This is a genomic window from Neisseria maigaei, from assembly GCF_958267405.1.
Lineage (GTDB): Bacteria > Pseudomonadota > Gammaproteobacteria > Burkholderiales > Neisseriaceae > Neisseria > Neisseria bergeri.
This window is the reverse complement of the sequence record NZ_CATQFT010000040.1, coordinates 24234-47676: the sequence shown is the minus strand read 5'-3', so window position 1 is coordinate 47676 and position 23443 is coordinate 24234. Positions and strand designations below refer to the sequence as shown.

Here is a 23443-nt window from a genome sequence, read left to right as displayed (position 1 = left end):
CAGGAAACATTATGTGGTTCAAGCAGATTAGTTTTTATCCGCTCAACAAAGAAAAGCTGCCTGAGGCGGACGTACTTGCCGACAAACTTGCTGAAGCTGAATTTACCCATTGCCAAGGCTTAGACTGGTTCAGCGAAGGCTTTACCGCGCCGGTTTCTTTTTCGCCCGAACTCGTTTTCCCTGCCGACTTTACCTTGCGCGTCGCTCTGAAAAAAGAGGAAAAAATCCTGCCTGCCGGTGTCATCCGCGACATTTTGGATGAAAAAATCGCCGAAATTCAAGACAACGAGGCGCGTAATGTCGGTCGCAAAGAAAAACAAGAGCTTAAAGAGCAAATTACAGACGACCTGCTACCCCGAGCATTTACCCGCAGCAGCCGTACAGAAGCGGTGTTTAACACTCGCCACGGCTACCTGCTCGTCAATAACGCGGCTTCCGCCAAAGCGGAAAACATCCTGACCAAGCTGCGCGAAGCCTTGGGCGGTTTGGAAGCCTCGCTGCCGAATACCAAGCAATCGCCCTCTTCCTTGATGACCGAGTGGCTGTTGCAAGGGCATTGCGAAGGCGGTTTTGAATTGGACAGCGATTGCGAACTCAAAGGCGTGGGCGATGTTGTTCCCGTCGTCAAAGTGTCCAAACAAGATTTGACCGCCGATGAAGTGGTCCAACACGTCAAAAACGGCAAAACCGTAACCCAGCTCGGCTTGGTGTGGCGCGAACAAATCGCCTTCATCCTCACGCAAGACTTCACGCTCAAGCGCATCCAATACCTCGACATATTGCAGGAAGAAGCCGAAAGCAACGGCGACGATGCCGCCAGCCTTGCCTTCGCCTCGCAAATCCTGATGGCGGAATCCGTCAGCACCATGTTGGAAGAGCTGGTTTCCTATTTGGGCGGCTGGCAAGATTGATCTTTCAGACGGCTTTTATACCGTCAGCCAAAATCCAATGGAATAACCCTTATGCTTAAACATCTCGCATTCCTACTGCCCGCCATTATGTTCGCCCTCCCCACTTCGGCTGCCGTCCTGACTTCCTATCAAGAACCAGGCTGCACCTACGACGGCGATGTCGGCAAAGACGGCAAACCTGCCGGCAAAGGCATATGGCGTTGCCGGGACGGGCGCGGTTATACCGGTTCGTTCAAAAACGGCAAATTCGACGGGCGAGGTGTTTATACCGTTGCCGCAGGCCGCGAAGTATTTCTCGAGCCGTTCAATTCCGACAGTACCAAATTCCGCAATATGGCATTGTCGGGCACATTCAAAAAAGGCCTGGCACACGGCAGGTTCACCGTCTCGCAAAACGGCGAAACCCTCTTCATTATGAAATGCGAAAACGGCATGATTAAAGAAGTGAAACTGCCCAAAAACAAATAACCCCGTCCCGCATTTTCAGACGGCATCCCCGAATGCTTTGTCCGAACATCAAAAGAAACAAGGAAAACATTATGAGCATCAAGTCCGACAAATGGATACGCCGAATGAGCGAAGAATTCGGCATGATCGACCCCTTCGAGCCGAACCAGATCAAAGAAGCCGACGGCAAACGCATCATTTCCTACGGCACGTCCAGCTACGGCTACGACATCCGCTGCGCCAATGAATTTAAAATTTTTACCAACATCAACAGCACCATCGTCGATCCCAAAAACTTCGATCCCAAAAACTTCGTTACCGTCGAAGACGACTGCTGCATCATCCCGCCCAATTCCTTCGCACTGGCGCGCACGGTCGAATATTTCCGCATCCCGCGCAACGTCCTGACCGTATGCTTGGGCAAATCGACCTACGCACGCTGCGGCATTATCGTCAACGTTACCCCGTTCGAACCGGAATGGGAAGGCTACGTTACCCTCGAGTTTTCCAACACCACCCCGCTGCCCGCCAAAATCTACGCAGGCGAAGGCGTGGCGCAAGTCCTGTTTTTCGAGAGCGACGAAGTGTGCGAAACTTCATACAAAGACCGCAACGGCAAATACATGGGACAAACCGGCGTAACCCTGCCCAAAGCCTGAAACACAAAATGCCGTCTGAACCCTTATCTTCGGGTTTCAGACGGCATTTGCTGTTCACCTCAAATCAGAACTGAACCGTCCCATTGACGCTGATGCTGATTTCCTCCACACCAGGTGCAACGGAATCCGCACCCTCCATATTGACGCTTGCCGCCATCGGCATCGCGCGCAGCATTTTTGCCCGCACCGCTCCGCCGCCCACGATATGGCTGCCGATTTGCCCCAAATTCAACTTGACGATTTTATAACCGGACGCACCCAAAACGCCCGCCAGTTTTTCGGCACGCGCCTTGAAACGCAAAACGGCATCCTTGCTGACCTGATCGATGACCTCGTTGCGGCGTTCGCGCGACACATAAAAATCCGTATATTCCAACGCGGCATCTGCCTGAACATCGGCAATAAAACGGTTTAACTCATCAAAATCCCTACCTTCGACCTTAAATTCCGCACGCTCCTCCCAACCTGTTTGAATGCGTCTGCCGTTGGTATATTGATAGCGCGGCATCGCACTTCGGGAAACCAATTCGGTTTTAAAGCTGCCGTTTTTTGATTTTCTGTTAAAACTATTGAATTTTTTAACAAACTCAGCATTGACGGCAGTTTTGTCCCGCCCTTCCGCCGCCACCTGGAAACGCGCGGACATTGTATCCTGAACCGTCTCGATACCCGCCGATTCGGAAAATTCGACAATATTGTAATTCAATGCCTCAGCCGCCGCCGGAAAAGATACCGCCAGCAAGGAAGCCGCCAAAATAGAACGCAACATATCCGTCTCCTTACTTGAAAACCGCCAATCTAGCATATCGGCGCGCCAAATTGCATTAGCGCGGGGCAATTATTTCAAACCGCGTTTTCTCCTGCCGCCAGCAAGGCAAAATAGATTAAAATCACACAATATCCAACCATTCGGATGAACATATGACCCATACCGTCCACCTGCACTTGGAAGAAACCGACAACCCGACGCTGCAACGCCTGTGCGGTTCTTTCGACAGCAACCTCGATTCGCTCGCCAAAGCACTCGGCATCAGCATCAGCCGCCGTTTCGAGCATTTCACTTTCAACGGCGCATTTGCCCATGCCGGAAAACGCGCACTGCTCAAACTTCTAGAAACGGCGCAAACACGCGATTTGGGCGACAACGACATCAGGCTTGCCGCCGTCGAAGCCCAAACCGAAGATGCCGGTCATCAAGAAAAAAACCTTGACCACGCCTATTATTTCCGCACCAAGCGCGGCAGCATAGGCGGCAGAACGCCACGGCAGAACGGCTACATCCGCGCCCTGCTCAACCACGACATCGTATTCGGTCTCGGGCCGGCAGGCACGGGCAAAACCTATCTTGCCGTTGCCGCCGCCGTCGATGCGATGGAAAAACACCAAGTCGAACGCATCATTTTAGTACGCCCCGCCGTTGAAGCCGGCGAGAAACTGGGCTTTCTGCCCGGAGACCTGACCCAAAAAGTCGACCCCTACCTCCGCCCGCTTTATGACGCGCTTTACGACCTGATGGGTTTCGAGCGCGTCAGCAAACTGATTGAAAAAGGCCTGATCGAAATCGCCCCGCTCGCCTATATGCGCGGCAGGACGCTCAACGGCGCATACATCATCCTCGACGAAGCGCAAAATACCACGCCCGAACAAATGAAAATGTTCCTGACCCGCATCGGTTTCGGCGCGAAAGCCGTCATTACCGGCGACACCAGCCAAATCGACCTGCCCAAAAACATCAAATCGGGATTGAAAGACGCGCGTGAGAAACTGCACGGCGTGGAAGGGCTGTATTTCCATACCTTCACCGGCGAAGACGTTGTCCGGCATCCTCTGGTGCAAAAAATCGTCGAAGCCTACGAATCGGCAGAACACGACTGACACTCCAATGCCGTTTGAAACCCGATGCACGGAAAATCGGGCAGAAAAAACGGATACGGAAGCCAAGCTCCGTATCCGTTTCTTTATCCGTCCAACCGATACATCAATCGAATTTTCTGCATCGGATTGCCTCATCTCCGCAAAACATTGCCGAAGTTTCGCGGTTGCACGCCTGACGCACTTTCTGCCGCGCCACGCCTTCATTCCGATCGCTTGCCTCAAACGTCTTTTGAAAAGGCGTAACGCTGCATACATACATGGTGGAATTTGAACCGAAAAGGTCGATTTTGACGGTATTGCCGCCGCTTTCCAATACGGCGACACGGTGTTCCAACTGCGCCAGACGTGCTTCCAAATCGCCGATTCTGTCGGCAAATGCAGGCATGGCGGTACACGCGGTCAAAATGCCCAAAATGTATTTTTTCATCAATTTTCCTTGTTGCTTGAACCCTGCCCACCCGGACATCCTTTTTCCGGGCGGCAGGGGCAGACTTTATTTGCGGAGATAAAGTCCCTTACAAATCAGTGCAATACATGGAACGGTACTTTATGCTTCATCCCATGTGTTGAAACTTCATTGCTCCTTGTCTGTTGACCCTTATTCCCAATCCGTTCCCACAACCTTCGGCTTGGGTTTGCGCCTGCGACGGCGGCGTTTTTTCGCCTGTCCCTCGTTTTTTTCGTGTCGGGCGGCGGCTTCGTTTTTGGTCATCTCCGACCGCTGTTCCGCCGATGCCGTCTGAAACGCCGTCCACCACTCGGCAAGGGCGCGGTCCGCATTGCCGGTTTCGGCGCGCAGGAGCAGGAAATCATAGGCGGCACGGAAACGCGCCTGTGCAAACAGTTTGTGCGGACGTGCGCCTTTGCGGTTCTCAAACTGCGGCTGGAACATCCAAATTTCGCGCATCGTGGCGGAAAAGCGTTGCGGCACGCCCCAACCGCGTTCGACGGTTTCGCGCATCGTATTGATTGCATCGGACAGGGCGGGCGCGGGTTTCAAACCCTGTTGCAGATTGCTTTTCCAATGGCGGTCCAACTCGGGCCACATTAACGCTGCCAACACAAAGCCGACCGAAACCGATTTGTCGGCACGCAGCCGCTCATCGGTATTTTTCAGGGCAAGCACCGTCATTTTTCCGGCGATGCCGTCTGAAACGCGCAAGGCATTGAGCAGCGGATGGATGTCGTCCGGTATGTCAAATCCGTTCAAACGTTTCAGACACTCGCGCGCGTGCCCTGAAAACAGCAGTTTCATGATTTCGTCGAACAGCCTTGCCACAGGTTCGTGCTTCAGACGGCATATCGATTCGTCAATCGGTGCGGCGGTTTCTTCCGACAGTTCAAAGCCCAATTTGCCCGACAGGCGGATGGCGCGCAAAATCCTGACAGGGTCTTCCTGATAGCGTTCGGCGGCATCGCCAATCATAACCAGCCTGCGGGCGGCAACATCGGCAATCCCGTTGTGGAAATCCAAAATCTCTTCTTTTTCAGGATCGTAATACAAGGCATTGCAGGTAAAATCGCGCCGCATCGCATCTTCTTCGATGCTGCCGTAGGTGTTGTCCTTCATGATTCTGCCGCGCGCGTTCTGCTGAACCTTCGCACCGCCGCGAAACGTCGTTACTTCGATAATCTCTGCACCGTTCATCACGTGGACGATTTGAAAACGCCTGCCGATGATGCGGCTGCGGCGGAAGAGTTTGTGCACCTGTTCGGGCGTGGCATCGGTTGCGACATCGAAATCTTTGGGTTCGATGCCGAGCAGCAGGTCCCTGACCGCGCCGCCGACCATATAAGCCTGAAACCCCGCCCCTTTCAGGCGGCGTATGACGTTTTCGGCGGCAAAGCTCAACATTTCGGCACGGATGTTGTGTCTTTCAGCGGGAATGACCGTTTTACTTTCCGCTTTTTTACTGCTCCGACCGGAAGGCAGCATCTTATTCAACCATTTTTTCAGCATAAGTATTCTGACCCGAAGAGCGGCATCTCCACGGGCAACCGTGTTCAGACGGCATCAGGCGGTACGATTCCGCAAGATGCCGAAAACCATAAACAAAAGGCGTAGAAACTACGCCGTCCGAATCACGCCGCCCTCGCGGCGGCAACGCGTCATTATAACAGATTGCCCTTTAAAAAATTCCGCCGGCGGCAATCCGGCCGGCAAAGAAACGTCATCGGCGGACTTTGCCCGACGGACGCGTCCGAATGAATAAGCCCTGACGGCTTCTATTTTTCTCAAAATCGGAAAGGTTTTAACCGATTGGACATTTTCAGCACATTTTTTAGCGCATTTTTATGCGTCGGATTGCACGGACAAGCTGTTTTGCACAGGCTTCAACCGGTTTAAAAACTTCTCCCGTCCGCCTTAAACGCGCGTCAAAATGCCGTCTGAAGCCGTTTTACCCGTTACGCGGAATGATGCGGGCAGGCAGAATCCTACCTTTCCCTTAAGCCGCTTCCCAGTAATCGATATAAAGCTGCAATTCGAGATTGTTGCGCCATTCGTTGGCAACGGGGCGGTAAACCGTGCGGATGTATTCGGGGATGTCTTCGCTGCAACGCCAGAACATCGCTTCAAATTCGCAGCCGTCTTTTTGCAGCCAGACTTTTTTATGTTTGCCTTCCGCGCCCAAAGGCTGCTGGCGGACAACATGAAATTCGTCGGTAAAGCTCGGCGGCGCGAAGCCTTGTCCCCAAACATGGCGGGCGAGGTTTTGCGCCTGTTCCAACGTGATGTCGCAGGCTTTCAGGCTGCCGTCGGTGATGAAGGTTTGCGACAAATCGTCTTCGCACACCATCTCGCGCACGGCTTCTTCAAAGGCCGTCTGAAACGCGGGGATATTGTGTTCGAGTATGCTCAAGCCCGCCGCCATCGCGTGTCCGCCGAATTTCAAAATCAAATCGGGATGGCGTTTGGACACCAAGTCCAAAGCATCGCGCAGGTGCAGATTGGGAATGGAACGCCCCGAACCGCGCACTTCGCCGTTGTCGGCAGGCGCAAACACGATGGTCGGACGATAAAAACGGTCTTTGAGGCGGCTGGCAACGATGCCGACCACGCCTTGATGAAAATCGTCGCGATACGCCACCAAAGTCGTCTGACCTGGAGGCAGGGTTTCAGGAAAAGCATTCAGCGCGTCTTGCAGCATAGACTGCTCGATTTCGCGACGCTCGATATTGAGGTTGTTTAACTGAGCCGCCAGTTCCTGCGCTTCCACATCATCTCGCGCCAACAGACAGGCAATGCCGACCGACATATCGTCCAACCGTCCGGCCGCGTTGATGCGCGGGCCCAACGCAAAGCCCATATCAAACGGCTGAGCCTTGCGCCAGTCGCGCCGCGCCACTTCAAACAAGGCACGGATGCCGGGACGCATTTTGCCCGAACGCATCCGTTTCAAACCTTGCGACACGAGGATGCGGTTGTTGTGGTCGAGGGGGACGACATCGGCAACCGTGCCGAGTGCGACCAAATCCAAAAGGCCGCCCAGATTCGGCTCTTTGATGCCGTCTGAGAAATAATCGCGGCGGCGCAGTTCGGCACGCAACGCCGTCAACACATAAAAAATCACGCCCACGCCCGCCAAGTTTTTGCTTTGGAAACCGCAGCCTTTTTGGTTTGGATTGACGATGATGCAGTCGGGTACGGTCTCGGCAGGCAGATGGTGGTCGGTCACAATCACATCCAAACCCAGAGCCTGCGCCCTCGCCACGCCTGCGATGCTGGCGATACCGTTATCGACCGTAATCAGCAAATCCACGCCCTGCTCTGCTGCGATTTCAGCCAGCTCGGGCGTTAAGCCGTAGCCGTGTTCAAAGCGGTTGGGCACGAGGAAATCCACTTTCGCGCCCATCGCCGCCAAACCGCTCATACCGACGGCACACGCGGTCGCGCCGTCGGCATCGTAGTCGGCGACAATCAGGATTTTTTCCTTGCGCCCAACCGCATCCGCCAAACGGCGGGCGGCGGCTTCGCAGTTTGTCAGCGTTTGATACGGCAAAAGCGCAGCAAGCTTGTCGTCCAATTCGGCAGGACTTTGCACACCGCGCGAGGCACAAAGCCGGGCGATTAAAGGATCGGCACCGGCGGTGAGCAAATGATTAAAAACGTCGGTATTGACGGATCGGGTTTGGATTTTGACGGACATAGCGCGGGGTTTTACAGTGCGGGTGTGCTTGAAATGCCGTCTGAAGGCTTTTCAGACGGCATTGCTGTTCATTTGTCTGAGGAATTCGAGGCTGCAATCAACGCCGCGATAGGCAAGGCAAGCACCGCGCCCGCCGCATCCAATATCAGCAAGGGGGGCGTATATAAAATATTTCCAAACAGCTTGAGTTTGTCGGTATATTTTCCCTCAACCATAAAATAAATCTCGACAGGCACACTTTGCTCAAAATGGTAATCGGCGTTCAGTTTTTGCGGTGTGGCGTAGTATTTGCCTTTGGCGGAGACGCAGCGCGTGTAAATGGTCTGATTGTCGAGTTTGACCGCTTTAAACCCAAGCTGTTTCAGCTTGGCGATGTCGTCAGGCCTGTCGGTATCGTAGCGCAGGCAAAGGCCTCCGGTACTGAAATTCTGGCTGCCGGGCGCTTCGAGTTTGACCGGCAGGGCTTGGTGGCGGGCATAGCTCGGGGTATCCTCAACTATTTGGAAAGGCTTGTCCAACCCGGCCTTCAAAATGCCCGTCAGCTTCGCCGAATCTTCAGGATTGACGACGAACCAGTATTTCCCGCCCATCATCACCAGGCTGCCCTTTTCCAATTGGGCATTGTCTTCGGCAACCACACCGAAGGCGCGGATTTGGTCTTTGTCAACGTGTTTGCGGGTGATTGTTTCGCTGACCGGGTTGTTCATTCCCCACAACATCAACGTACAGCCGTTCAGCATCAAGGTTGCCGCCAAAACGGCGGCGGTCGTTTTACGGAACAACATTTTATCCTCCAATCAGAATGACGGCGGATGCCGTCTGAAAATATGCCTAAATTTCCGCGTCCCCGTTTTCCATCACGGTTTTCAATTCTTGAAACAGGGCGCGGAAATTTTTCGGCGGTTTGTTTTGCTCCTGCTCTTTTTTGGTGTTGCGGACGAGCGTCCGCAGCCTGCCCGCGTCGGCGTTTGGAAAATCCGACATAAACTGCGTCAACGCACCGTCGTCTGCCAGCAGCTCCATCCGCGTCCGCTCCACACGTTGCAAAAAGGCGTTGTGCGCCGCATCGTCGCCGCGCAGCTTGGCAAGAAACGCCTCGATGGGCGCGGGATCGGTGTCGCGCATCAGCCTGCCGATAAATTGCGCCTGCCGCTTGAGCGCGCCGTTGGACGTAATTTTTTTATAGGTAACGACGGCTTCGTACAAATCTTCGTCCAAGCCGATTTTTTTCAGCGTGTCGCTTGAGAGCTTGGTCAGTTCCATACCCAAATCCTGCAAACCGTTCATCTGCTTTTTCATTTGGGTTTTGCTGATCCACTCGTCTTCTTGTTCAAACATCTTGATTCTCGATTTTTTTCCAATAGCGCATTTTAACAGAATGATTCCGCGTTCAGACGGCATTTTGCACCGCCCGCCATGCAAACGGCACGCTTTTGCCCCTGTCGCCCGAAACGGTTAAAATGCCGTAACGCTCCACCAAGAAAGATTTCTATGCTGTTCAACCACACCGCCTCCGAACTGCTCGACCTCTGCCGCCGCACGCTCGACTTGGCAAAAGCGACGGGCGCAACCGCCGCCGAAGCCGATTTCAGCGAATCATTGGGACAAAGCGTCAGCGTGCGGCTGGGCGAAATCGAACAAATCGAGTTTCAGCAGGACAAGTCGCTGGACATTACCGTTTACGTCGACAAACGCAAAGGCCGCGCCAGCACTGCCGACTTCTCCGAAAAAGCCCTGCAAGACACCGTCAAAGCCGCCATCGACATCGCCCGCTACACTGCCGAAGACGATTGCGCAGGTTTGGCAGACGCTTCGCTTATGGCGCAACACGTTGGCGACCTCGACCGTTACCACGAATGGGATTTAAGCACGGAAGCCGCCGTCGAGTTGGCAAAACAATGCGAACAAGCCGCCCTGAACGAGGATGAGCGCGTCGAAAACTCCGAAGGGGCGGCGGTACAAACCGGACATTACCAATACGTTTACGGCAACACCCACGGTTTTGCCGCACACCAGCAAGGCACGCGCCACAGCATTTCATGCAGCGTCGTTGCCGCCGACGAAAACGGCATGCAGCGCGACTACTGGTACGATTCCTCCTGCCGCCATCAAGACATGGATAGCCCGGCGCAAATCGGTCAAACCGCCGCCGAACGTACCTTGCGTCGTCTGAATAGCCGCAGCATTCCGACTGGAAGCTACCCCGTCCTATTCGATGCGACCGTTTCGGGAGGTCTGATAGGACACCTCGTCGGCGCACTGTCCGGCGGCGCGCTCTACCGCCAAAGTAGCTTCCTGATCGACAGCATAGGCAAGCAGGTTCTGCCCGATTTCCTCAGCCTGCGCGAAGAGCCGCATATTCCCCGCGCCTTCGGCAGCACCTATTTTGATTCCGAAGGTGTCGCCACGCGGCCGCGTTTCATCATCCGCGACGGCATTGTCGAAAGCTATTTCCTCAGCAGTTACAGCGCGAGGAAACTCGGTATGCAGACCACGGGCAACGCCGGCGGCGCGCACAACCTTTATTTGAACCATACGCACGAAACGCAATCAGACCTGCTGAAAGAAATGGGCACGGGATTGTTGGTAACCGAGCTCATGGGGCAAGGTGTAAACGCCATTACCGGCGACTACTCGCGCGGTGCGGCGGGTTTTTGGGTGGAAAACGGCATCATTGCCTACCCCGTCCATGAAATCACCGTTGCCGGCCGCCTTCAGGATATGTACCGCAACATCGTCGGCGTGGCGGATGACGCTTTGCGGCGTTCGTCCAACAAAATCGGTTCTATCCTGATTGCGGGGATGACAGTTGCCGGAAGCTGAACGCCCTGCCGATGCCGTCTGAAGACCGAGGCGGCACGTTTTACCCCGTGCCTGTCCGTTTGCCGTTTTATGCCGCACTGCCTTTTGCCGACAACATTGTGTGGGGGACTGTTAGTTTTTGCACAAGGAACAAATAGAGTAAAAAAACGCTGAAATCTTGGAAAGACGTGGATTTCGGCGTTTTTTTGTATCTGGAAAAGTTACACCAGCTTTTTCACGAAACCGCGCCGGAATGCGCGGTTTTCTGTTTAAAGCTGACGAGATTAGGGAATTTTTAAAACTGTTTTAAGAGGTTTTTAAAATGGATTTAATCAATACTCCGGCCATACCACTCAACACGGCCTATGATGGCGATGTCGTCTTGGGCATTGCTCAAATCTATTTCAAACGGTGCGTAACGTGGATTTTCGGGCGTTACAAGCAGTTTGCCCGGTATGCGTTGCACACGTTTGACAAAGAGGTCATTGCCTATACGCAAGACATATAGGCCGTCACGCGGGTCGGTTTCGGCGTGGTTGATGAGGATGTTTATAAAAGGCTTTAACTAGAAACTAAACATGGAACTCGTACAACAGTTCCATGTTTGAAAAAATCTCTTAATATCATACATCTAAAAAACAAAGCATCTGAAGACTATAAGCTAAACATGAAACTTGAATTTAAAGGCGGAGTTTCATGTTTAAGCCTATTTTTTCCGTTTTTTTGTCGATACTGCTGCATATGTTTTTTGCAAATCGTCATCACTTAATTCAGTAAGGCTTTCTACTGAGAAATTTTTTTCGAGGTAACTTTTCAACCAATCTTCAAGCTCAAGTTGTTTTACATTTAATTTGATATAAGCGTATTTCTTTTTTCGCCAGTCGGGATCGTTGTTCTTTGATTTTGCTGTATTACTCAACCTACCCAGCCATTTTCTGAGATAAGTTTCTGCTTTGTCGTAATCACTCAATGCGATTAGTTTGTAACTTGGAACTTTACAGTGAGCATTCAGACTAGCCCAAATTGCACGGATTGATTTTGGCGATCGTTTGGCAATCTCTTCGGCTGCGGCAACTTGTTTAACAAGTTGTTGCAGCTTTGAGGCTTGCTCAAGCGTTATGTGTTCCTTACCGGGTTTTGAATCGACACGGGTTCTGATGACATGATTCTGGGTATTAATTTGATGAACAACAGAACCAGATGAGGCGATAACAGCGTTACTGACGTTGCCGTTAATCTGATTTTCAACGTTTGATTTGCCAATAGCGTCGTCCAGTTTTTTATTAAGGTCGTCTGAAACAGCATTTAAATTTGCCGAATGAATGCCTGTAAAGACAAATTGAATATCCACCCCTAATTGAACAGCAGCAAGTAAAAAGTCCGCAGGAATGTTGACCTGCCCGCTTTCATACAATCTCAAACTTTCTGCACTGCATCCAGTTTGCTCAGCAAAATTCTTTCGAGAGTATCCAAGGCGGCTTCTCTCTTCAACTAAATTCAATGCTAAATCAATGCGTTCCATAAAAACACCGCAAAATAGTGCCAAAAATATTTGGTATACCAAATATTTTTGGCATATCATTCAGGTAACAGTTAAGGCAGGCATTAAAGCCTGTAAGGTAAGTAAGGGATTCTATCATGGAGGCATTATGCGAGCGAACGAAATCTATAAATCCTTAGAAGAAAAAAATATATCGGCAAGAATGTTGGCTTCGGCTTTAGGGGTAACTAACCAATCTGTTTCTGAGGTCATAAGAAATGGGCGAGGAAGCAAAAGAATTGCGGAAGAAATCGCGAAAGTGATTCAAAAAGATTTAGTTGAAGTTTTCCCGCATTACAAAAAAACAGATTGTCGAGACAAAAAGATAGCTGAATTGAAAGAGATGCTCGGAGTGGGTTGAAATGGAATATATGGACCTCAAAAGCCTGCTTGATTTTGGGTTGCCAAATATGCCAAGAACAGTAATAGGGCTGAGAAAAAAGCGCAAAGGGATGGTTGGCAAACGAGAAGGCGTCAAGGTAAGGGTGGTGGTGTTGAATATGCCCTACCTATTGAAATCCGCGCCGCCATCATGAAACGGCAGTCGGACGAGCTGGCGGAGAAGATGCCGAAAATGTTGCCCCAAGTCAGACCGGGTACGGCGATGTCGGCTCAGGCACTGGCTGAAGCGGCTAAGCTGTTGAACGAGAAACAACGGTCGGTGGCGGATGCGCGATGTGCGGTGGTGGCGGCGGTGTTGGGGATTAAATACCAATACGGTTGCTCTGCCAAGGCTGCGGTGGCTCAGTTTTTGGGCTTGCTGGCAGAAGGCAAATTGGACGCGGTTACGCTTGGGAATTTGGAAAAGGCCAATGACCGCAGCCGGTCGGCGAAGGTCGGTGAGCGTACTTTAGACGGCTGGATATCTGCCTACCTTAAGGCGGAAAACGCGACGGAGCGGTTGGTGGCTTTGGCTCCGAAGACGACGAAGGCGGTCAAGCCGATTGAGAGCTACGGGTGGTTGCCGATTTTTATGCAGTTTCACAATATCCCGTCCGCGCCGAAACTGGCACACAGCTACCGCCGTTTTGTGCAGTGGGCTGAAGCGGAAAATATGCCGGTCAATGATGTGCCTAACTTGAGTATGGTGCGGCGCGTTTGGGCCAAGCTGCCGCTGATTATGCAGGAGCGCGGCAGGAAAACGGGGGCAGCTTATAAATCGCTGCTGCCTTATGTGAAACGTGATTGGGGGGCTTTGAAGCCTAACGATGTTTGGATCGGTGACGGCCACAGCTTTAAGGCGAAGGTGGCACATCCGGTACACGGCAGGCCGTTTAAGCCGGAAGTTACGGTGATTATCGACGGATGTACGCGGTTTGTGGTCGGGTTTTCGGTGTCGCTGGCTGAAAGTTGTGTGGCGGTATCGGACGCGCTGCGTATCGGGGTCAAGCACTATGGTTTGCCGATCATTTATTACTCGGATAACGGCGGCGGCCAAACCGGCAAGACGATAGACCATGAAATCACGGGTATTACGTCCCGACTGGGTATCCGGCATGAAACGGGTATCGCGGGCAACCCGCAAGGGCGCGGCATCATTGAGCGATGGTGGAAAGACAATCTGATTGAGATGGCGCGGCAGTATGAGACGTTTGCGGGCGCGGGGATGGACAGCAGTACGAAGAACCTGATGTACCGCAAGATGGAAAGTGCGTTTAACGCTTTGGAAAAAGGCAAGGATTTGACGGAGGAACAACAGAAATATTTGAAAAAACTGCCGAGCTGGTCGCGTTTTATCGCGGATGTGGTCAAGTGTATCGACGAATACAACAACCGCCCGCACGGCGAGCTGCCCCGACATCCGGACGGCGGGCATTATTCGCCGAAAGAATATCGGGAAATAAGGCTGGAACAGGACGGGATTGCGCCGGATATGTTGTCGGCGCAAGAGCTGGCGACGATGTTTATGCCGCAAGAGGTGCGAAAAGTACAGCGCGGTTGGCTGGATTTGTTCAACAACTCTTATTTCTCAACTGAGCTGGCGGAGTATCACAAAGACGAGGTACGGGTCAGCTACGATTTGAGCGATGCGTCGGCGGTCAATGTGTTTGATATGGACGGCAAGTTTATCACTAAGGCGCAGGCCGACGGCAATACCCGCGAGGCTTTCCCGACGGCGCGTATCGACCAACTGGCGGAAAAGCGCCGAAAAGGCAAAATCAAGCGGGCGGAAAATGCGATCAAGCTTGCAAACGCGGAAGTCAATCCGGCTTTGGAACAGGCTGCGGTTTGGGACGAGCTGGGAAATTTGGGCGGAAACGTCATCAAGGCGGAGTATGCGGTATTGCCGAAAACGGGCACGGACGATTTTGTGCTATTTGAGGCGGATAGATAAAGGAAAACATGATGGACAAACAGAAAAATGCAGCGTTTTCGACCGAGCTTGTTGAAAAATTGAAACTCAAGCGAGCTCTTGGGCGGATTCAACGATTTCAAGCAAAGATTCAAGGTGTTCCCGCTGAACGGAATCAGGCTCAAACGTTTTTGCCTGCGCCTGAAGAAAGCGGCGGACCTGCTCAATCGAAGTCGGCTCTTGACGGGTAATCCGCTGGAGCAGCCAGGAAAGTACGAAAGAATCGGCAAGCGACCTGTCTTCCAAGTCTTGAACGGCGACTTCCAGCATGATCAGGCGTTTTTCTAAATTGGGTAACTCTTTCATTTCAGACGGCCTTTAAAGGTTGTTTAAAACTCAAGGATATTAAAAATGAAACAAATCAATCAAGCATTGCAACAAAAACTGGCTGAATTTAAAGAAAAATCGGGTATGAACCAAACCCAACTGGCACGCGGTATCGATACTTCGCCGGCATCCATCAGTATGTATCTGAACGGTACTTATGCGGAAAAAGGCGGCAATTATGAAACCATCGAGCCGAAAATCGAGGCGTTTTTGGAGATGCAGGAAAGTAAGGCGCGACGCGAAGAGTTGGTGTTGGGGTTTGTATCGACCAAGACGACACGCCGAATCGCGGAAGTGATGCGCGATGCGCATGAGGCTGGCGAGATTGCCGTCATTTACGGTCAGGCAGGCTTGGGCAAGACGCAGGCGGTCAAAAACTACTGCGAGAAAAACCCTGCGGCCATCCTGATTGAGGCCAATCCGAGCTTTACGGCACTTGTGCTGATGCGCAAGCTGGCAGCAGCGGCGAAGGTATCGGCGATGGGCAGCCTGAATGATTTGTTTGAATCGGTATCTGACCGCCTGCGTGATTCGGGTCGTCTGATTGTAGTTGATGAGGCGGAAAACCTGCCATTACGCGCCCTTGAGATTATCCGCCGACTGCACGATGACACAGGCTGCGGGTTGGTGTTGAGCGGTATGCCCCGACTGGTGGCGAATCTGCGCGGTAAGCATGGCGAGCTGGTACAGCTTTACAGCCGCGTGTCTGTTGCGCTGAATTTGGGCGAATCTTTGCCGGACGAGGAACTCTTTGAGATTGCGAAAGCGGCTTTGCCTGATGCGGACGAAGAAACGCTCTTGGAACTGGTTAAACATAGCAACGGCAATACGCGCCGGATGAGCAAATTGATGCGCGGCGCGGTACGCACGGCGAACAAGAACGGTATCAAGATACAGGCCGGTATCGTTAAGAAATACAGCTCCCTGATTATCCGATAGGCCGTCTGAAACGGTAAGTCTCTGACAGGGCTATATATTTTTTACTCTATGATTTTAATAAATTATTATTTTCTAAAGGAAAACAAAAAATGCAAGTTTTGAAGAAAGTTGATTGGAAGATGTTTGTGGCACGCTCTTTTTGGCGGTGTGTGCCGGTTGGTTTGACGGTGGGCGTGTGGTGTTTTGTGGCGGGAATGGCGTTGCATTCCTGCGCGAAAGAACCCGAACCGGTTGCGAAAGAGCCGACGAAGGTTGAGGCGATGGAAAGACAGGCGGATTTGGAGGTCAAGGTATGGGAAGAGCAATACGAGTCAATGAGCGTCGAGGAAAAAATGAAAGGGATTGTTTATGAGCGATAAGCCAATTTTATTGAGCCCTGCGGCGAAAAAAGAGGCTTTGGCACGGGCGGTACAGGAAATCCGTGCGAAATATGGCGATAAGGCGATTGTGAAAGGATGTGTGAAATGAGTTTCGGACGACGTAATACGGATTGGCAGGCTTGGGGACAACACCGCAGGCGTGCGACGGCGCGAATGGCGCAAAAAAGCCGAGAGCGTGAAATCGAGGAATATCAGGCGCGTTTTAAACGGCCTGCCGAGAAGAAGGAGGAGAAAAAATGATTTGGTTTGTTGTCGGATTGGCGGTGTTGGTGCTGCTGGGGATTTGGCTTGAAATGCTGGCCCGAATCGTCGTGTTGCACATGATAGGCGAAGGCCATGACGGGTATGACGACAATTAAAACGGTAAGCCGTTGATGTTGCTCTATATTTTTTTGCCTTATTGAAAATATAAGGTACTGATTTAAAAGGATTTAAGAAATGAATGCAAAAGAAATTGCAGAATGGCTCGAAGACCGTGGCGAGCTGATGATTATGAAAAAGGACGGCGAAGGCTTTGTCATCGCTGCGCGGTCGCCGGACGGGATGTGGAAGACTGCCGAGGCGGATACTTTGGCACGGGCGATAACTTTATGGGAGGAAGTGTGATGAAGGGAGAAAAACAATCCAAGCGCGAACGCGAACAAGGCTTGAGTAAGCCGAAATGTTAAACCCAACCTGAAAGGAAAAGAAAATGGCTAAAACCCGAATCAAACAACCCGCCATCGAAGCGGCACAAGACAAAGCGGAAGTTACCGCATTTATCCGCCAAATCGGCGACTTGCAGCGCGAAGTCAAACGCCTGGAAACCGAAGCCGGAGACAAAAAAGCGGTCATCGAAGAGGAATATGCCGCCAAAGCCGCGCCGATGTGTGCCGAAATCATGAGCCTGACCGAACGTGTGGCCGCCTACTGCGAGGCACATAAGGACGAGCTGACGGAAAACGGTAAAACCAAAACCGTGGACTTTACCACCGGCCTGATTAAATGGCGCATCCGTCCGCCATCCGTCAAGGTAACGGGCGTGGCCGCCGTCCTGGCGTGGCTCTCCGAGAAATCCGCCTTTGCCGAGTTTGTCCGCACTAAAAAGGAAATCGACAAAGACGCCATCCTGAATCAAAAAGAGCGTTTTTCAGACGGCCAAGTGCCGGGGATTAAGATTGTGAGCGGCGTGGAGGATTTTGTAATTGAGCCGAGCGAACAGGAGTTGAAGTGATGGAAGGCTGGGATTTTTAAGAATTGATTAAAGGCCGTCTGAAATGGGGTTTAAAACCTGTTTCAGACGGCCTTTTTTCATGCCCTACATTCAGGCTGCCTTCTCTTCCTGCTCGTACACGGCGTTGTAGTTTCAACACACAGGACGACACATAAAGCGTCGCCCTATGTGTTGCCCTGATTTGGAAGGGGTTACCCCCTCCCAAATAAAGTCTGATCCTACCACCCTAAAGGGCGGGGCTTCAACCAAAAAGGAAATATGGTGAACACCGGCAGATTCAGGGCTTTGAGGCTGTCTTGGTCGAAAGTCAGAGTATAGGTGGTATTCATGGCTTAATCCTCCAATCCCAAAGACTGTTGACCGTGTGCCGTTGCCAAGGCGTGGCGGTTGCGGTATTTCGGGTCGGGGCGGTATTCGGTCAGACCCAAATCGGCGAGGTGTTTGAGGCGGTAGCGCACGTTGGACGGGGCAATGCCCAAGAGCTTGGCGGCTTCCACCTGATTCAAGCCCATTTCGATGTAGCGCAAGAGATGCGCCAAATCGGGGCGGGCGGAAAGGTAGGCGGCTTTGAGCCTGTCCGATGCAGGCGCGCGGCGACGGGCAGCTTCGGCTTCCAAGGCGTTGAAGGCGGCGATGTATTTTTCCTTCCACTGCGCGGCAGCTGAGCCGGTAAAGCCCATACACAGGAACACGAAACCGTCGCGGGTGATTTCGTACATCGGGCGTTTCTCGCCTTTTGCGTCGGTGTAATAAACCAATCCAAAATTGGATTCGTTAAATTCTTTCGAGCATTCAAGGTGTTTGATGTCGCGCAGGATGTGGGCGTGCTTCTTGCCGAAGTTGCGTGAAATGTCCAACGAGGTGGTAATCAGACGATTGCCGGATTGACGTACTAAAGATTGTGCATTCATGGTAGAATGTCCTTTCATTTATGAGAGTAGATGACACGAGAAGAAGTGTTGGTAGCACTGTCTTCTCACTGTTCCCCCGAAGCTCCAACTTCGGGGGAATTTCATTACTGCCTAAGCAGTGTTTGCATATTAATATGTGTACACATAATTAGTCAAGCTGATTTTTGAACTCTTCGCGTATTTTTTCTTTAACCCATTGTGAAAAATCAAGATTATTGGCAATTTCCAAAATATCCCTTTCTGTTTCGCGGTTAAAAGAAACTTTTTTAATAACGCGCTTGGCTTCCGCCCTTTTACGGTATTCAGCCAGCTTTTCATCAACCATAGGCAAACTCCTTGATTTTTTAAACCGTATTTTGTAAGATTGGGACTGGGGACGGCGGCGACCGCCCCCAGCTGGTCAGTCTTTAGTAGGCATTAGCACTTGCCAACATGAAAACTGCGACCAAGATGAGAATTTGAATAGTGCGTTTATTCATCTTCTTTCTCCCAGTTGAGCCCCGCTTCGGTGGGGCTTTTCCCGTATCGGGCTTCACTGCCCCGATGAATTGAATTATATATGTGTACACATAATTAGTCAAGCATTCCCAAATAGAATCAAAGAAAAATGCCGTCTGAAACGTTTTCAGACGGCATTTTTTCATGTCTGTCCGTTTCGCAAAAAAACATCGACTTAATAATATATATTGTATTTTATTGGTATAATATGCGCTAATTTATGCTATATGTTGTATTGGAGAAATAATGCGCCGTGCGTTGATTGCGAAAATTAAGATTGCTCAAAAGGAGCTGGGCTTGGACGACGGTACCTATCGCGCGGTGTTGGAGCGTGTGACGGGCAAGCGTTCGTGTACCGAGTGCAGCATCCCTGAGCTGGAGCGCGTGGTCGAGGATTTGCGCCGGCATGGGTTTACGCCGAAGAAAACGGCAGGCCGTCGCCCGAACCGCCGCTCTTCCGCCGATCCGATGATGCGCAAAATCGAGGCCCTGCTGCTGGATAACGGCTGGACTTGGAATTATGCGCATGGTACGGCGAAAAAGATGTTTAAGGTTGACCGTGTGGAATGGTTGTCTGACGGCAATATGCACAAGCTGGTGGCGGCGTTGCAGATTGCTGCGAACCGCCGTAAGAAAGGGGCTATGTGATGTATGAGACGGCAGATTTTGGCGCGGTCAAGCATCTGCTTCCTGATAGTGTACAGGCGTTGATTACGGTCATCGGGTTTAATGAAACGCTGGAGTTGGTGCGCCTGATGGGCGGTACGACTTATCCTTTGCGGCAGGGTTATACGAAAAACAGTCAATCCCGTGTTGCGTATTTGGAGGAGATTATCGGCAGTGAGGCGGCCGGTCGGCTGGTGGAAGCGATGGCTCCGTGCAATCTGTTTATACCCCGTTGCGAGACGGCCTTGTATGAACTGCGAAACCGTAAAATCCGCAGTCAGTTTGACCGGCAGACGGCAGGCGGAACCCCTGCTTATGAGGCCGTTAACGATTTGGCCTTGGCACACCGCCTAAGCGACCGCCATGTGTGGCGGATCCTGAAACAGGCGGATAAGGAAGCGGAGCAGGAGAATTTGTTTTAGAATGGGATGCCATGCAGATGTATGGCATTTTATTTTGGAGAAAAATATGAAAACGTTTTATTTTGTGCTGCTGGCGTTGGGTTTGGCAGCGTGTGGGCAAGTATCAGAGGAAGTCAAACCGACAGCCCCAGCACAGCAAGAAACTCAGCCTGACCCGAAAGTGAAAATCGTGGAGCGCCTGAAAAACGAAGAATACTTTATAGGGGAGAATAATTTAGACAAAATCCGCCGGCACGGCGAACTGAAAAGCCATGCGGAAAAATTGGTGGCATTGCTTGCTCAAGCTGAAAAGGAGAGCCGCGGCATGGTATTAAACGGTAGCAATTTGGCGGAGGTCAAGACATTTAACGAGGCTTTTATCGCTGTCGCCAAGTCAGCCGATGAAACTTTCGGTGGGCCATTTTTGGAAGATAAGGCTGGATTGTATCAGTGTACCAATGCCGCCAATGCCGCATATGACTACTTTACCGCCAGACAAAACCAAAACGCTATGGTTGCCAATTATAAACAAAACTACGACAACGCTATGGCCGCTTGTAAAGAGCAAATTAAACATCCTCCTGAAGCTGAGGCAACTGTCTATGCCCGTAAAGGTATTAATCTGCCTATAAATGATTGTTTAGCCGTGTTGACCGGAGATGAACCATTTGACACATTTACTTGTCCGATGAAAATCAAATAAGGTTGAATCATGCCAAGGCCGTCTGAACAACAGACGGCCTTTTTGTTGCCTACTGACACTGTTTCGACCGCTGCAAAAGCCATGCCGTTTGAAAATGTAAGCCTCTGAAAGTGCATTTTAATCTGATTTTGAGTGAGGCTTTAATGAGCAAAATTATTTGTCTGACTGCCGGCCACAGCAACACCGACCCGGGCGCGGTCAACGGAAGCGACCGTGAGGCGGACTTGGCGCAGGATATGCGCAACATTGTGGCTTCAATCCTGCGTAACGATTACGGCCTGACCGTACGCACCGACGGCGAAGGCAAAGGCAATATGCCCTTGCGCGATGCGGTCAAGCTGATTCGCGGCTCGGATGTGGCGATTGAGTTTCACACCAACGCTGCCGTCAGCAAAGCGGCGACAGGCATCGAAGCCTTGAGTACCGTTAAAAACAAACGCTGGTGTCAGGTGTTGAGCAAAGCCGTTGCCAAGAAAACCGGCTGGAAACTGCGCGGCGAAGACGGCTTTAAACCCGACAATGCCGGCCAGCATTCGCGCCTGGCTTATGCGCAGGCCGGCGGCATTGTGTTTGAGCCGTTTTTCATCAGCAACGACACTGATTTGGCTTTGTTTAAGACTACTAAATGGGGCATCTGCCGCGCGATTGCGGACGCGATTGCGATGGAATTGGGAGCGGCGAAGGTATGAAAAAGTCTTTGATTGCTTTGGCTCTGTCTGTCTTGAAACCGCAGATGCCTGAATTTGAGATTAAGCCTGCCGGTATCGGCTGTTTGAAACAACATCCGTCTATGCGCCCGGGTAAGTCGGGCGTGGCGGCAGCCAAACGTGCGGCGCGTAAACGCAAGAATCGTCGTTAATCATGGGACAGGTTGAGTTTTACGAAAAGATGATTGAGCTGTGGTCGGCCAAAAGCCGTGAGGCAAGCGAACAGGCAGACTTGGCGGCGTTTGAATTTGCGGAGGGCGAACTGGCCAATTATCGGGAAATGCTGAAACGGTACCTGCAAACCAAAAGTGTGGAATAGCAATGCGTATTTTGGATATTTTTAAAAACCCGGCGACAGGCAATGTGTCGCACTCGAAACTGTGGGCAAACGTTGCCTGCGCGGCTGGGACGTTTAAGTTTGTGATGTTGCCCGATCCGTCGGCGGAAATTTGGGCGGTGTATTTGGGCATTGTCGGCGGCTATGCGGTGGCGCGCTCGTTTGTCAGCGTCAAACGTCAGGAGGTCGAGAATGAATCTCGTGAAACTGCTGGCGAATAACTGGCAACCAATTGCCATCATCGCACTTATCGGCACGGGTTTGGGGGTGTCGCACCATCAAGGCTATAAGTCGGCGTTTGCGAAGCAGCAGGCGGTCATTGAGAAAATGAAGCGCGACAAGGCGCAAGCCATGCTGTTGTCGGCTCAAAACTATGCGCGCGAATTGGAACTGGTACGCGCGGAAGCGAAAAAATATGAAGTCAAGGCGCACGCTGTCGGCATGGCTTTGGCGAAAAAACAGGCGGAAGTCAGCCGTCTGAAAACGGAAAATAAAAAGGAAATCGAAAATGTCCTTACTCAAGACCGTAAAAATGCAAGCGGTAATTGTATTGACGGCTTTGGCTCTCACGGCCTGCAGCTCTACAACCGCGCCCTCGGCTACGGAAATTAAGGTTGTCGAAAAGGCGGTCATGCCGACGCCACCTGCTGCGTTGATGGTCGCTCCGGTACGCCCGAGTCCGCCGAAGGACGGCAAGACGGCAACGCTGCTCGAACACGCCGCTGAGTTTGGCGGCTATGTTTCGGAGCTGGAAAACCAAAATCAGGCGTGGCGCGATTGGGTCAACAGTCAAGCGGCAGTTGACGGTTTGGAGGACGCACGATGACGACTTATCGTGATTTGGTGCAACGCACGGTCGCCTGCCGCCATGCGGACTTGGAGTTAGGCTTAAGCCGCGCACGCGAACAAGAGCCGTTTGTCATCCATGTTTCCGACCTGTTGGATAAGGCCGGTATCGATTACGCGGTACGCATGGATAAGGATTTTCAGACGACCTTTTGTGTGGAATTTTCTGCGACCGCCCCTGCTGATGTGATTGGTATTTTACGGAAATATTACTCAGTCTTTTTTGACGGCCAAAAGGTTGAGGCGGCGAGCCGAAATCCCGAAGGCTATGCGGTACGTATCGTATTCGGCGACGTGCCGGTTTAAAGGGGTTTTAAATGGACTTTGAATTTGGTTTTAGAACCCTTTGGCCGATTGCGACGGCGGCATTTTGGTTTTGGGTCAACGGCATTTCAGGCCGTCTGAAAGAGGCGGACAAGCGTATCGACGACCTTAAAGAGGAGCTGCACGCGGTCAAGCTCTCTTATCACACCAAGCAAGATGCCAAGGCAGACCGCGACAATATCGCGGCATCTTTGGGACGCATCGAAAACAAGTTGGAAAAAGTAAACGAAAAACTGGACAGGAAAGCAGACAAATCATGAGCGACCCGATTTTGGAAGCCTTGGCGCGTATTGAAAACAAAACTGATCAAACTCTGAAAAATCAGAAGGAAATGCAGGCGGAAATTGCACAAATCCGCGAAGACACGAAACGCACGGCCATTACATTCGGCGCACTGGGCGGCGGCGTGATTACGGTCGGCTGGGAATTGCTTAAAGCGAAAATGGGACTGTAATT

General features: G+C 51.7%; 35 protein-coding genes and 2 pseudogenes. 26 read left to right on the top strand and 11 right to left on the bottom strand.

What is annotated here, in order from left to right:
• Positions 1 to 11: 11 nt before the first annotated feature.
• The 3 genes from Q3O06_RS07555 to dcd all read left to right on the top strand — a co-directional run bounded on the left by Q3O06_RS07555 (position 12) and on the right by dcd (position 2017).
• Positions 12 to 911: a recombination-associated protein RdgC gene (locus Q3O06_RS07555; RefSeq protein WP_301818301.1), complete on the top strand. Its 900-nt coding sequence runs from the start codon at positions 12 to 14 to the stop codon at positions 909 to 911.
• A gap of 51 nt (positions 912 to 962) precedes the next feature.
• Positions 963 to 1379 (top strand): MORN repeat-containing protein, encoded by a 417-nt coding sequence (locus Q3O06_RS07550; RefSeq protein ID WP_301818300.1) that lies wholly within the window; start codon positions 963 to 965, stop codon positions 1377 to 1379.
• 71 nt (positions 1380 to 1450) lie between these two features.
• On the top strand, positions 1451 to 2017 hold the full coding sequence (gene dcd / locus Q3O06_RS07545; RefSeq protein ID WP_002222688.1) for a dCTP deaminase: 567 nt from the start codon (positions 1451 to 1453) through the stop codon (positions 2015 to 2017).
• Positions 2018 to 2081: 64 nt separating this feature from the next.
• Here dcd and Q3O06_RS07540 read toward each other — a convergent pair whose 3' ends face one another.
• Positions 2082 to 2786, bottom strand: a complete 705-nt coding sequence (locus Q3O06_RS07540) for an SIMPL domain-containing protein (RefSeq protein WP_301818299.1) — start codon at positions 2784 to 2786, stop codon at positions 2082 to 2084.
• Positions 2787 to 2938: 152 nt separating this feature from the next.
• Between Q3O06_RS07540 and Q3O06_RS07535 the strand changes: the two genes are divergently transcribed.
• The gene (locus Q3O06_RS07535) at positions 2939 to 3892 is read left to right on the top strand and encodes a PhoH family protein (RefSeq protein WP_301818298.1); all 954 of its coding nucleotides are present in this window, start codon (positions 2939 to 2941) and stop codon (positions 3890 to 3892) included.
• A 103-nt stretch (positions 3893 to 3995) separates the two neighbouring features.
• On the opposite strand, the gene Q3O06_RS07530 is transcribed toward Q3O06_RS07535, so the two are convergent.
• From Q3O06_RS07530 to yjgA, 5 genes are all read right to left on the bottom strand, one after another.
• Complete coding sequence (locus Q3O06_RS07530) at positions 3996 to 4319, bottom strand: hypothetical protein (protein ID WP_301818297.1); 324 nt, start codon at positions 4317 to 4319, stop codon at positions 3996 to 3998.
• A gap of 171 nt (positions 4320 to 4490) precedes the next feature.
• Positions 4491 to 5852, bottom strand: a complete 1362-nt coding sequence (locus Q3O06_RS07525) for a polynucleotide adenylyltransferase PcnB (protein WP_301818296.1) — start codon at positions 5850 to 5852, stop codon at positions 4491 to 4493.
• Between the two features lie 487 nt (positions 5853 to 6339).
• Positions 6340 to 8040, bottom strand: a complete 1701-nt coding sequence (recJ, locus tag Q3O06_RS07520; protein ID WP_301818295.1) for a single-stranded-DNA-specific exonuclease RecJ — start codon at positions 8038 to 8040, stop codon at positions 6340 to 6342.
• Positions 8041 to 8108: 68 nt separating this feature from the next.
• Positions 8109 to 8825, bottom strand: a complete 717-nt coding sequence (locus Q3O06_RS07515) for a YidX family protein (RefSeq protein ID WP_115177713.1) — start codon at positions 8823 to 8825, stop codon at positions 8109 to 8111.
• Between the two features lie 46 nt (positions 8826 to 8871).
• Complete coding sequence (yjgA, locus tag Q3O06_RS07510; RefSeq protein WP_003712804.1) at positions 8872 to 9378, bottom strand: ribosome biogenesis factor YjgA; 507 nt, start codon at positions 9376 to 9378, stop codon at positions 8872 to 8874.
• 153 nt (positions 9379 to 9531) lie between these two features.
• Between yjgA and pmbA the strand changes: the two genes are divergently transcribed.
• Entirely contained in the window at positions 9532 to 10863 is a 1332-nt protein-coding gene (pmbA, locus tag Q3O06_RS07505; RefSeq protein WP_301818294.1) for a metalloprotease PmbA, read from the top strand.
• Between the two features lie 11 nt (positions 10864 to 10874).
• The gene (locus Q3O06_RS07500) at positions 10875 to 11000 is read left to right on the top strand and encodes a hypothetical protein (protein WP_301818293.1); all 126 of its coding nucleotides are present in this window, start codon (positions 10875 to 10877) and stop codon (positions 10998 to 11000) included.
• Between the two features lie 170 nt (positions 11001 to 11170).
• On the opposite strand, the pseudogene Q3O06_RS07495 reads toward Q3O06_RS07500, so the two are convergent.
• Positions 11171 to 11392, bottom strand: a pseudogene (locus Q3O06_RS07495) (S24 family peptidase); the annotation flags it as partial.
• Between the two features lie 156 nt (positions 11393 to 11548).
• Entirely contained in the window at positions 11549 to 12364 is an 816-nt protein-coding gene (locus Q3O06_RS07490; RefSeq protein ID WP_301818291.1) for a transcriptional regulator, read from the bottom strand.
• Between Q3O06_RS07490 and Q3O06_RS07485 the strand changes: the two genes are divergently transcribed.
• The gene (locus Q3O06_RS07485; RefSeq protein WP_301818290.1) at positions 12354 to 12743 is read left to right on the top strand and encodes a helix-turn-helix domain-containing protein; all 390 of its coding nucleotides are present in this window, start codon (positions 12354 to 12356) and stop codon (positions 12741 to 12743) included. The genes Q3O06_RS07490 and Q3O06_RS07485 overlap by 11 nt on opposite strands.
• A 1-nt stretch (position 12744) precedes the next feature.
• Positions 12745 to 14717, top strand: a pseudogene (locus Q3O06_RS07480) (transposase).
• Between the two features lie 66 nt (positions 14718 to 14783).
• Here Q3O06_RS07480 and Q3O06_RS07475 read toward each other — a convergent pair.
• Positions 14784 to 15041: a GntR family transcriptional regulator gene (locus Q3O06_RS07475; RefSeq protein ID WP_301818289.1), complete on the bottom strand. Its 258-nt coding sequence runs from the start codon at positions 15039 to 15041 to the stop codon at positions 14784 to 14786.
• Between the two features lie 45 nt (positions 15042 to 15086).
• Here Q3O06_RS07475 and Q3O06_RS07470 point away from each other — a divergent pair, with 45 nt between their 5' ends.
• The 6 genes from Q3O06_RS07470 to Q3O06_RS07445 all read left to right on the top strand — a co-directional run bounded on the left by Q3O06_RS07470 (position 15087) and on the right by Q3O06_RS07445 (position 17594).
• The gene (locus Q3O06_RS07470) at positions 15087 to 16001 is read left to right on the top strand and encodes an AAA family ATPase (RefSeq protein WP_301818288.1); all 915 of its coding nucleotides are present in this window, start codon (positions 15087 to 15089) and stop codon (positions 15999 to 16001) included.
• A gap of 89 nt (positions 16002 to 16090) precedes the next feature.
• Entirely contained in the window at positions 16091 to 16360 is a 270-nt protein-coding gene (locus Q3O06_RS07465; protein WP_301818287.1) for a hypothetical protein, read from the top strand.
• A gap of 105 nt (positions 16361 to 16465) precedes the next feature.
• A complete protein-coding gene (locus Q3O06_RS07460; RefSeq protein WP_004520477.1) occupies positions 16466 to 16621 on the top strand; it encodes a hypothetical protein in 156 nt (51 codons plus the stop codon).
• Positions 16618 to 16740 carry a hypothetical protein gene (locus Q3O06_RS07455; RefSeq protein ID WP_256388733.1) on the top strand — a complete coding sequence of 41 codons (123 nt, stop codon included), beginning with the start codon at positions 16618 to 16620 and terminating at the stop codon, positions 16738 to 16740. Before Q3O06_RS07460 ends, Q3O06_RS07455 begins: the two co-directional genes overlap by 4 nt.
• A 79-nt stretch (positions 16741 to 16819) precedes the next feature.
• Positions 16820 to 16987: a hypothetical protein gene (locus Q3O06_RS07450; protein WP_301818286.1), complete on the top strand. Its 168-nt coding sequence runs from the start codon at positions 16820 to 16822 to the stop codon at positions 16985 to 16987.
• An 85-nt stretch (positions 16988 to 17072) separates the two neighbouring features.
• The gene (locus Q3O06_RS07445; RefSeq protein ID WP_301818285.1) at positions 17073 to 17594 is read left to right on the top strand and encodes a host-nuclease inhibitor Gam family protein; all 522 of its coding nucleotides are present in this window, start codon (positions 17073 to 17075) and stop codon (positions 17592 to 17594) included.
• Positions 17595 to 17926: 332 nt separating this feature from the next.
• On the opposite strand, the gene Q3O06_RS07440 is transcribed toward Q3O06_RS07445, so the two are convergent.
• On the bottom strand, positions 17927 to 18505 hold the full coding sequence (locus Q3O06_RS07440; RefSeq protein WP_301818284.1) for a Rha family transcriptional regulator: 579 nt from the start codon (positions 18503 to 18505) through the stop codon (positions 17927 to 17929).
• Positions 18506 to 18653: 148 nt separating this feature from the next.
• Positions 18654 to 18830, bottom strand: a complete 177-nt coding sequence (locus Q3O06_RS07435) for a hypothetical protein (RefSeq protein WP_301818283.1) — start codon at positions 18828 to 18830, stop codon at positions 18654 to 18656.
• A gap of 419 nt (positions 18831 to 19249) precedes the next feature.
• Here Q3O06_RS07435 and Q3O06_RS07430 point away from each other — a divergent pair, with 419 nt between their 5' ends.
• The 12 genes from Q3O06_RS07430 to Q3O06_RS07375 all read left to right on the top strand — a co-directional run bounded on the left by Q3O06_RS07430 (position 19250) and on the right by Q3O06_RS07375 (position 23441).
• Entirely contained in the window at positions 19250 to 19651 is a 402-nt protein-coding gene (locus Q3O06_RS07430; RefSeq protein ID WP_301818282.1) for a gp16 family protein, read from the top strand.
• Entirely contained in the window at positions 19651 to 20091 is a 441-nt protein-coding gene (locus Q3O06_RS07425; protein WP_002233845.1) for a Mor transcription activator family protein, read from the top strand. Before Q3O06_RS07430 ends, Q3O06_RS07425 begins: the two co-directional genes overlap by 1 nt.
• Before the next feature lies 1 nt (position 20092).
• Positions 20093 to 20773, top strand: a complete 681-nt coding sequence (locus tag Q3O06_RS07420; RefSeq protein WP_118819737.1) for a hypothetical protein — start codon at positions 20093 to 20095, stop codon at positions 20771 to 20773.
• Positions 20774 to 20916: 143 nt separating this feature from the next.
• Positions 20917 to 21462 (top strand): N-acetylmuramoyl-L-alanine amidase, encoded by a 546-nt coding sequence (locus Q3O06_RS07415; protein WP_025457336.1) that lies wholly within the window; start codon positions 20917 to 20919, stop codon positions 21460 to 21462.
• Positions 21459 to 21632: a hypothetical protein gene (locus tag Q3O06_RS07410; protein WP_301818280.1), complete on the top strand. Its 174-nt coding sequence runs from the start codon at positions 21459 to 21461 to the stop codon at positions 21630 to 21632. The genes Q3O06_RS07415 and Q3O06_RS07410 overlap by 4 nt, the downstream gene beginning before the upstream one ends.
• Positions 21633 to 21634: 2 nt before the next feature.
• The gene (locus tag Q3O06_RS07405; RefSeq protein WP_301818279.1) at positions 21635 to 21799 is read left to right on the top strand and encodes a hypothetical protein; all 165 of its coding nucleotides are present in this window, start codon (positions 21635 to 21637) and stop codon (positions 21797 to 21799) included.
• Between the two features lie 2 nt (positions 21800 to 21801).
• On the top strand, positions 21802 to 22038 hold the full coding sequence (locus Q3O06_RS07400) for a hypothetical protein (protein WP_002219316.1): 237 nt from the start codon (positions 21802 to 21804) through the stop codon (positions 22036 to 22038).
• Positions 22010 to 22429 carry a hypothetical protein gene (locus tag Q3O06_RS07395; protein ID WP_301818278.1) on the top strand — a complete coding sequence of 140 codons (420 nt, stop codon included), beginning with the start codon at positions 22010 to 22012 and terminating at the stop codon, positions 22427 to 22429. Before Q3O06_RS07400 ends, Q3O06_RS07395 begins: the two co-directional genes overlap by 29 nt.
• Entirely contained in the window at positions 22326 to 22643 is a 318-nt protein-coding gene (locus tag Q3O06_RS11105; protein WP_308446893.1) for a hypothetical protein, read from the top strand. The genes Q3O06_RS07395 and Q3O06_RS11105 overlap by 104 nt, the downstream gene beginning before the upstream one ends.
• Positions 22640 to 22969: a hypothetical protein gene (locus Q3O06_RS07385; RefSeq protein ID WP_301818276.1), complete on the top strand. Its 330-nt coding sequence runs from the start codon at positions 22640 to 22642 to the stop codon at positions 22967 to 22969. The genes Q3O06_RS11105 and Q3O06_RS07385 overlap by 4 nt, the downstream gene beginning before the upstream one ends.
• Before the next feature lie 11 nt (positions 22970 to 22980).
• A complete protein-coding gene (locus Q3O06_RS07380) occupies positions 22981 to 23247 on the top strand; it encodes a hypothetical protein (RefSeq protein WP_002222591.1) in 267 nt (88 codons plus the stop codon).
• The gene (locus Q3O06_RS07375; RefSeq protein ID WP_301818275.1) at positions 23244 to 23441 is read left to right on the top strand and encodes a hypothetical protein; all 198 of its coding nucleotides are present in this window, start codon (positions 23244 to 23246) and stop codon (positions 23439 to 23441) included. The genes Q3O06_RS07380 and Q3O06_RS07375 overlap by 4 nt, the downstream gene beginning before the upstream one ends.
• The last annotated feature ends 2 nt before the right edge of the window (positions 23442 to 23443 follow it).

Coding starts and splice junctions, on each gene's coding strand:
- Q3O06_RS07380 (WP_002222591.1), top strand. CDS start 22,981: ATGGACTTTGAATTTGGTTTTAGAACCCTTTGGCCGATTGCGACGGCG.
- Q3O06_RS07490 (WP_301818291.1), bottom strand. CDS start 12,364: ATGGAACGCATTGATTTAGCATTGAATTTAGTTGAAGAGAGAAGCCGC.
- yjgA (WP_003712804.1), bottom strand. CDS start 9,378: ATGTTTGAACAAGAAGACGAGTGGATCAGCAAAACCCAAATGAAAAAG.
- Q3O06_RS07395 (WP_301818278.1), top strand. CDS start 22,010: ATGAATCTCGTGAAACTGCTGGCGAATAACTGGCAACCAATTGCCATC.
- Q3O06_RS07425 (WP_002233845.1), top strand. CDS start 19,651: ATGTATGAGACGGCAGATTTTGGCGCGGTCAAGCATCTGCTTCCTGAT.
- Q3O06_RS07500 (WP_301818293.1), top strand. CDS start 10,875: ATGCCGTCTGAAGACCGAGGCGGCACGTTTTACCCCGTGCCTGTCCGT.
- Q3O06_RS07470 (WP_301818288.1), top strand. CDS start 15,087: ATGAAACAAATCAATCAAGCATTGCAACAAAAACTGGCTGAATTTAAA.
- recJ (WP_301818295.1), bottom strand. CDS start 8,040: ATGTCCGTCAAAATCCAAACCCGATCCGTCAATACCGACGTTTTTAAT.
- Q3O06_RS07555 (WP_301818301.1), top strand. CDS start 12: ATGTGGTTCAAGCAGATTAGTTTTTATCCGCTCAACAAAGAAAAGCTG.
- Q3O06_RS07420 (WP_118819737.1), top strand. CDS start 20,093: ATGGGATGCCATGCAGATGTATGGCATTTTATTTTGGAGAAAAATATG.
- Q3O06_RS07450 (WP_301818286.1), top strand. CDS start 16,820: ATGAATGCAAAAGAAATTGCAGAATGGCTCGAAGACCGTGGCGAGCTG.
- Q3O06_RS07415 (WP_025457336.1), top strand. CDS start 20,917: ATGAGCAAAATTATTTGTCTGACTGCCGGCCACAGCAACACCGACCCG.
- Q3O06_RS11105 (WP_308446893.1), top strand. CDS start 22,326: ATGTCCTTACTCAAGACCGTAAAAATGCAAGCGGTAATTGTATTGACG.
- Q3O06_RS07465 (WP_301818287.1), top strand. CDS start 16,091: ATGCAAGTTTTGAAGAAAGTTGATTGGAAGATGTTTGTGGCACGCTCT.
- Q3O06_RS07400 (WP_002219316.1), top strand. CDS start 21,802: ATGCGTATTTTGGATATTTTTAAAAACCCGGCGACAGGCAATGTGTCG.
- Q3O06_RS07435 (WP_301818283.1), bottom strand. CDS start 18,830: ATGGTTGATGAAAAGCTGGCTGAATACCGTAAAAGGGCGGAAGCCAAG.
- Q3O06_RS07445 (WP_301818285.1), top strand. CDS start 17,073: ATGGCTAAAACCCGAATCAAACAACCCGCCATCGAAGCGGCACAAGAC.
- Q3O06_RS07455 (WP_256388733.1), top strand. CDS start 16,618: ATGATTTGGTTTGTTGTCGGATTGGCGGTGTTGGTGCTGCTGGGGATT.
- Q3O06_RS07525 (WP_301818296.1), bottom strand. CDS start 5,852: ATGCTGAAAAAATGGTTGAATAAGATGCTGCCTTCCGGTCGGAGCAGT.
- Q3O06_RS07535 (WP_301818298.1), top strand. CDS start 2,939: ATGACCCATACCGTCCACCTGCACTTGGAAGAAACCGACAACCCGACG.
- Q3O06_RS07440 (WP_301818284.1), bottom strand. CDS start 18,505: ATGAATGCACAATCTTTAGTACGTCAATCCGGCAATCGTCTGATTACC.
- Q3O06_RS07385 (WP_301818276.1), top strand. CDS start 22,640: ATGACGACTTATCGTGATTTGGTGCAACGCACGGTCGCCTGCCGCCAT.
- Q3O06_RS07540 (WP_301818299.1), bottom strand. CDS start 2,786: ATGTTGCGTTCTATTTTGGCGGCTTCCTTGCTGGCGGTATCTTTTCCG.
- Q3O06_RS07485 (WP_301818290.1), top strand. CDS start 12,354: ATGCGTTCCATAAAAACACCGCAAAATAGTGCCAAAAATATTTGGTAT.
- Q3O06_RS07410 (WP_301818280.1), top strand. CDS start 21,459: ATGAAAAAGTCTTTGATTGCTTTGGCTCTGTCTGTCTTGAAACCGCAG.
- Q3O06_RS07375 (WP_301818275.1), top strand. CDS start 23,244: ATGAGCGACCCGATTTTGGAAGCCTTGGCGCGTATTGAAAACAAAACT.
- Q3O06_RS07475 (WP_301818289.1), bottom strand. CDS start 15,041: ATGAAAGAGTTACCCAATTTAGAAAAACGCCTGATCATGCTGGAAGTC.
- dcd (WP_002222688.1), top strand. CDS start 1,451: ATGAGCATCAAGTCCGACAAATGGATACGCCGAATGAGCGAAGAATTC.
- Q3O06_RS07405 (WP_301818279.1), top strand. CDS start 21,635: ATGGGACAGGTTGAGTTTTACGAAAAGATGATTGAGCTGTGGTCGGCC.
- pmbA (WP_301818294.1), top strand. CDS start 9,532: ATGCTGTTCAACCACACCGCCTCCGAACTGCTCGACCTCTGCCGCCGC.
- Q3O06_RS07430 (WP_301818282.1), top strand. CDS start 19,250: ATGCGCCGTGCGTTGATTGCGAAAATTAAGATTGCTCAAAAGGAGCTG.
- Q3O06_RS07515 (WP_115177713.1), bottom strand. CDS start 8,825: ATGTTGTTCCGTAAAACGACCGCCGCCGTTTTGGCGGCAACCTTGATG.
- Q3O06_RS07530 (WP_301818297.1), bottom strand. CDS start 4,319: ATGAAAAAATACATTTTGGGCATTTTGACCGCGTGTACCGCCATGCCT.
- Q3O06_RS07460 (WP_004520477.1), top strand. CDS start 16,466: ATGAGTTTCGGACGACGTAATACGGATTGGCAGGCTTGGGGACAACAC.
- Q3O06_RS07550 (WP_301818300.1), top strand. CDS start 963: ATGCTTAAACATCTCGCATTCCTACTGCCCGCCATTATGTTCGCCCTC.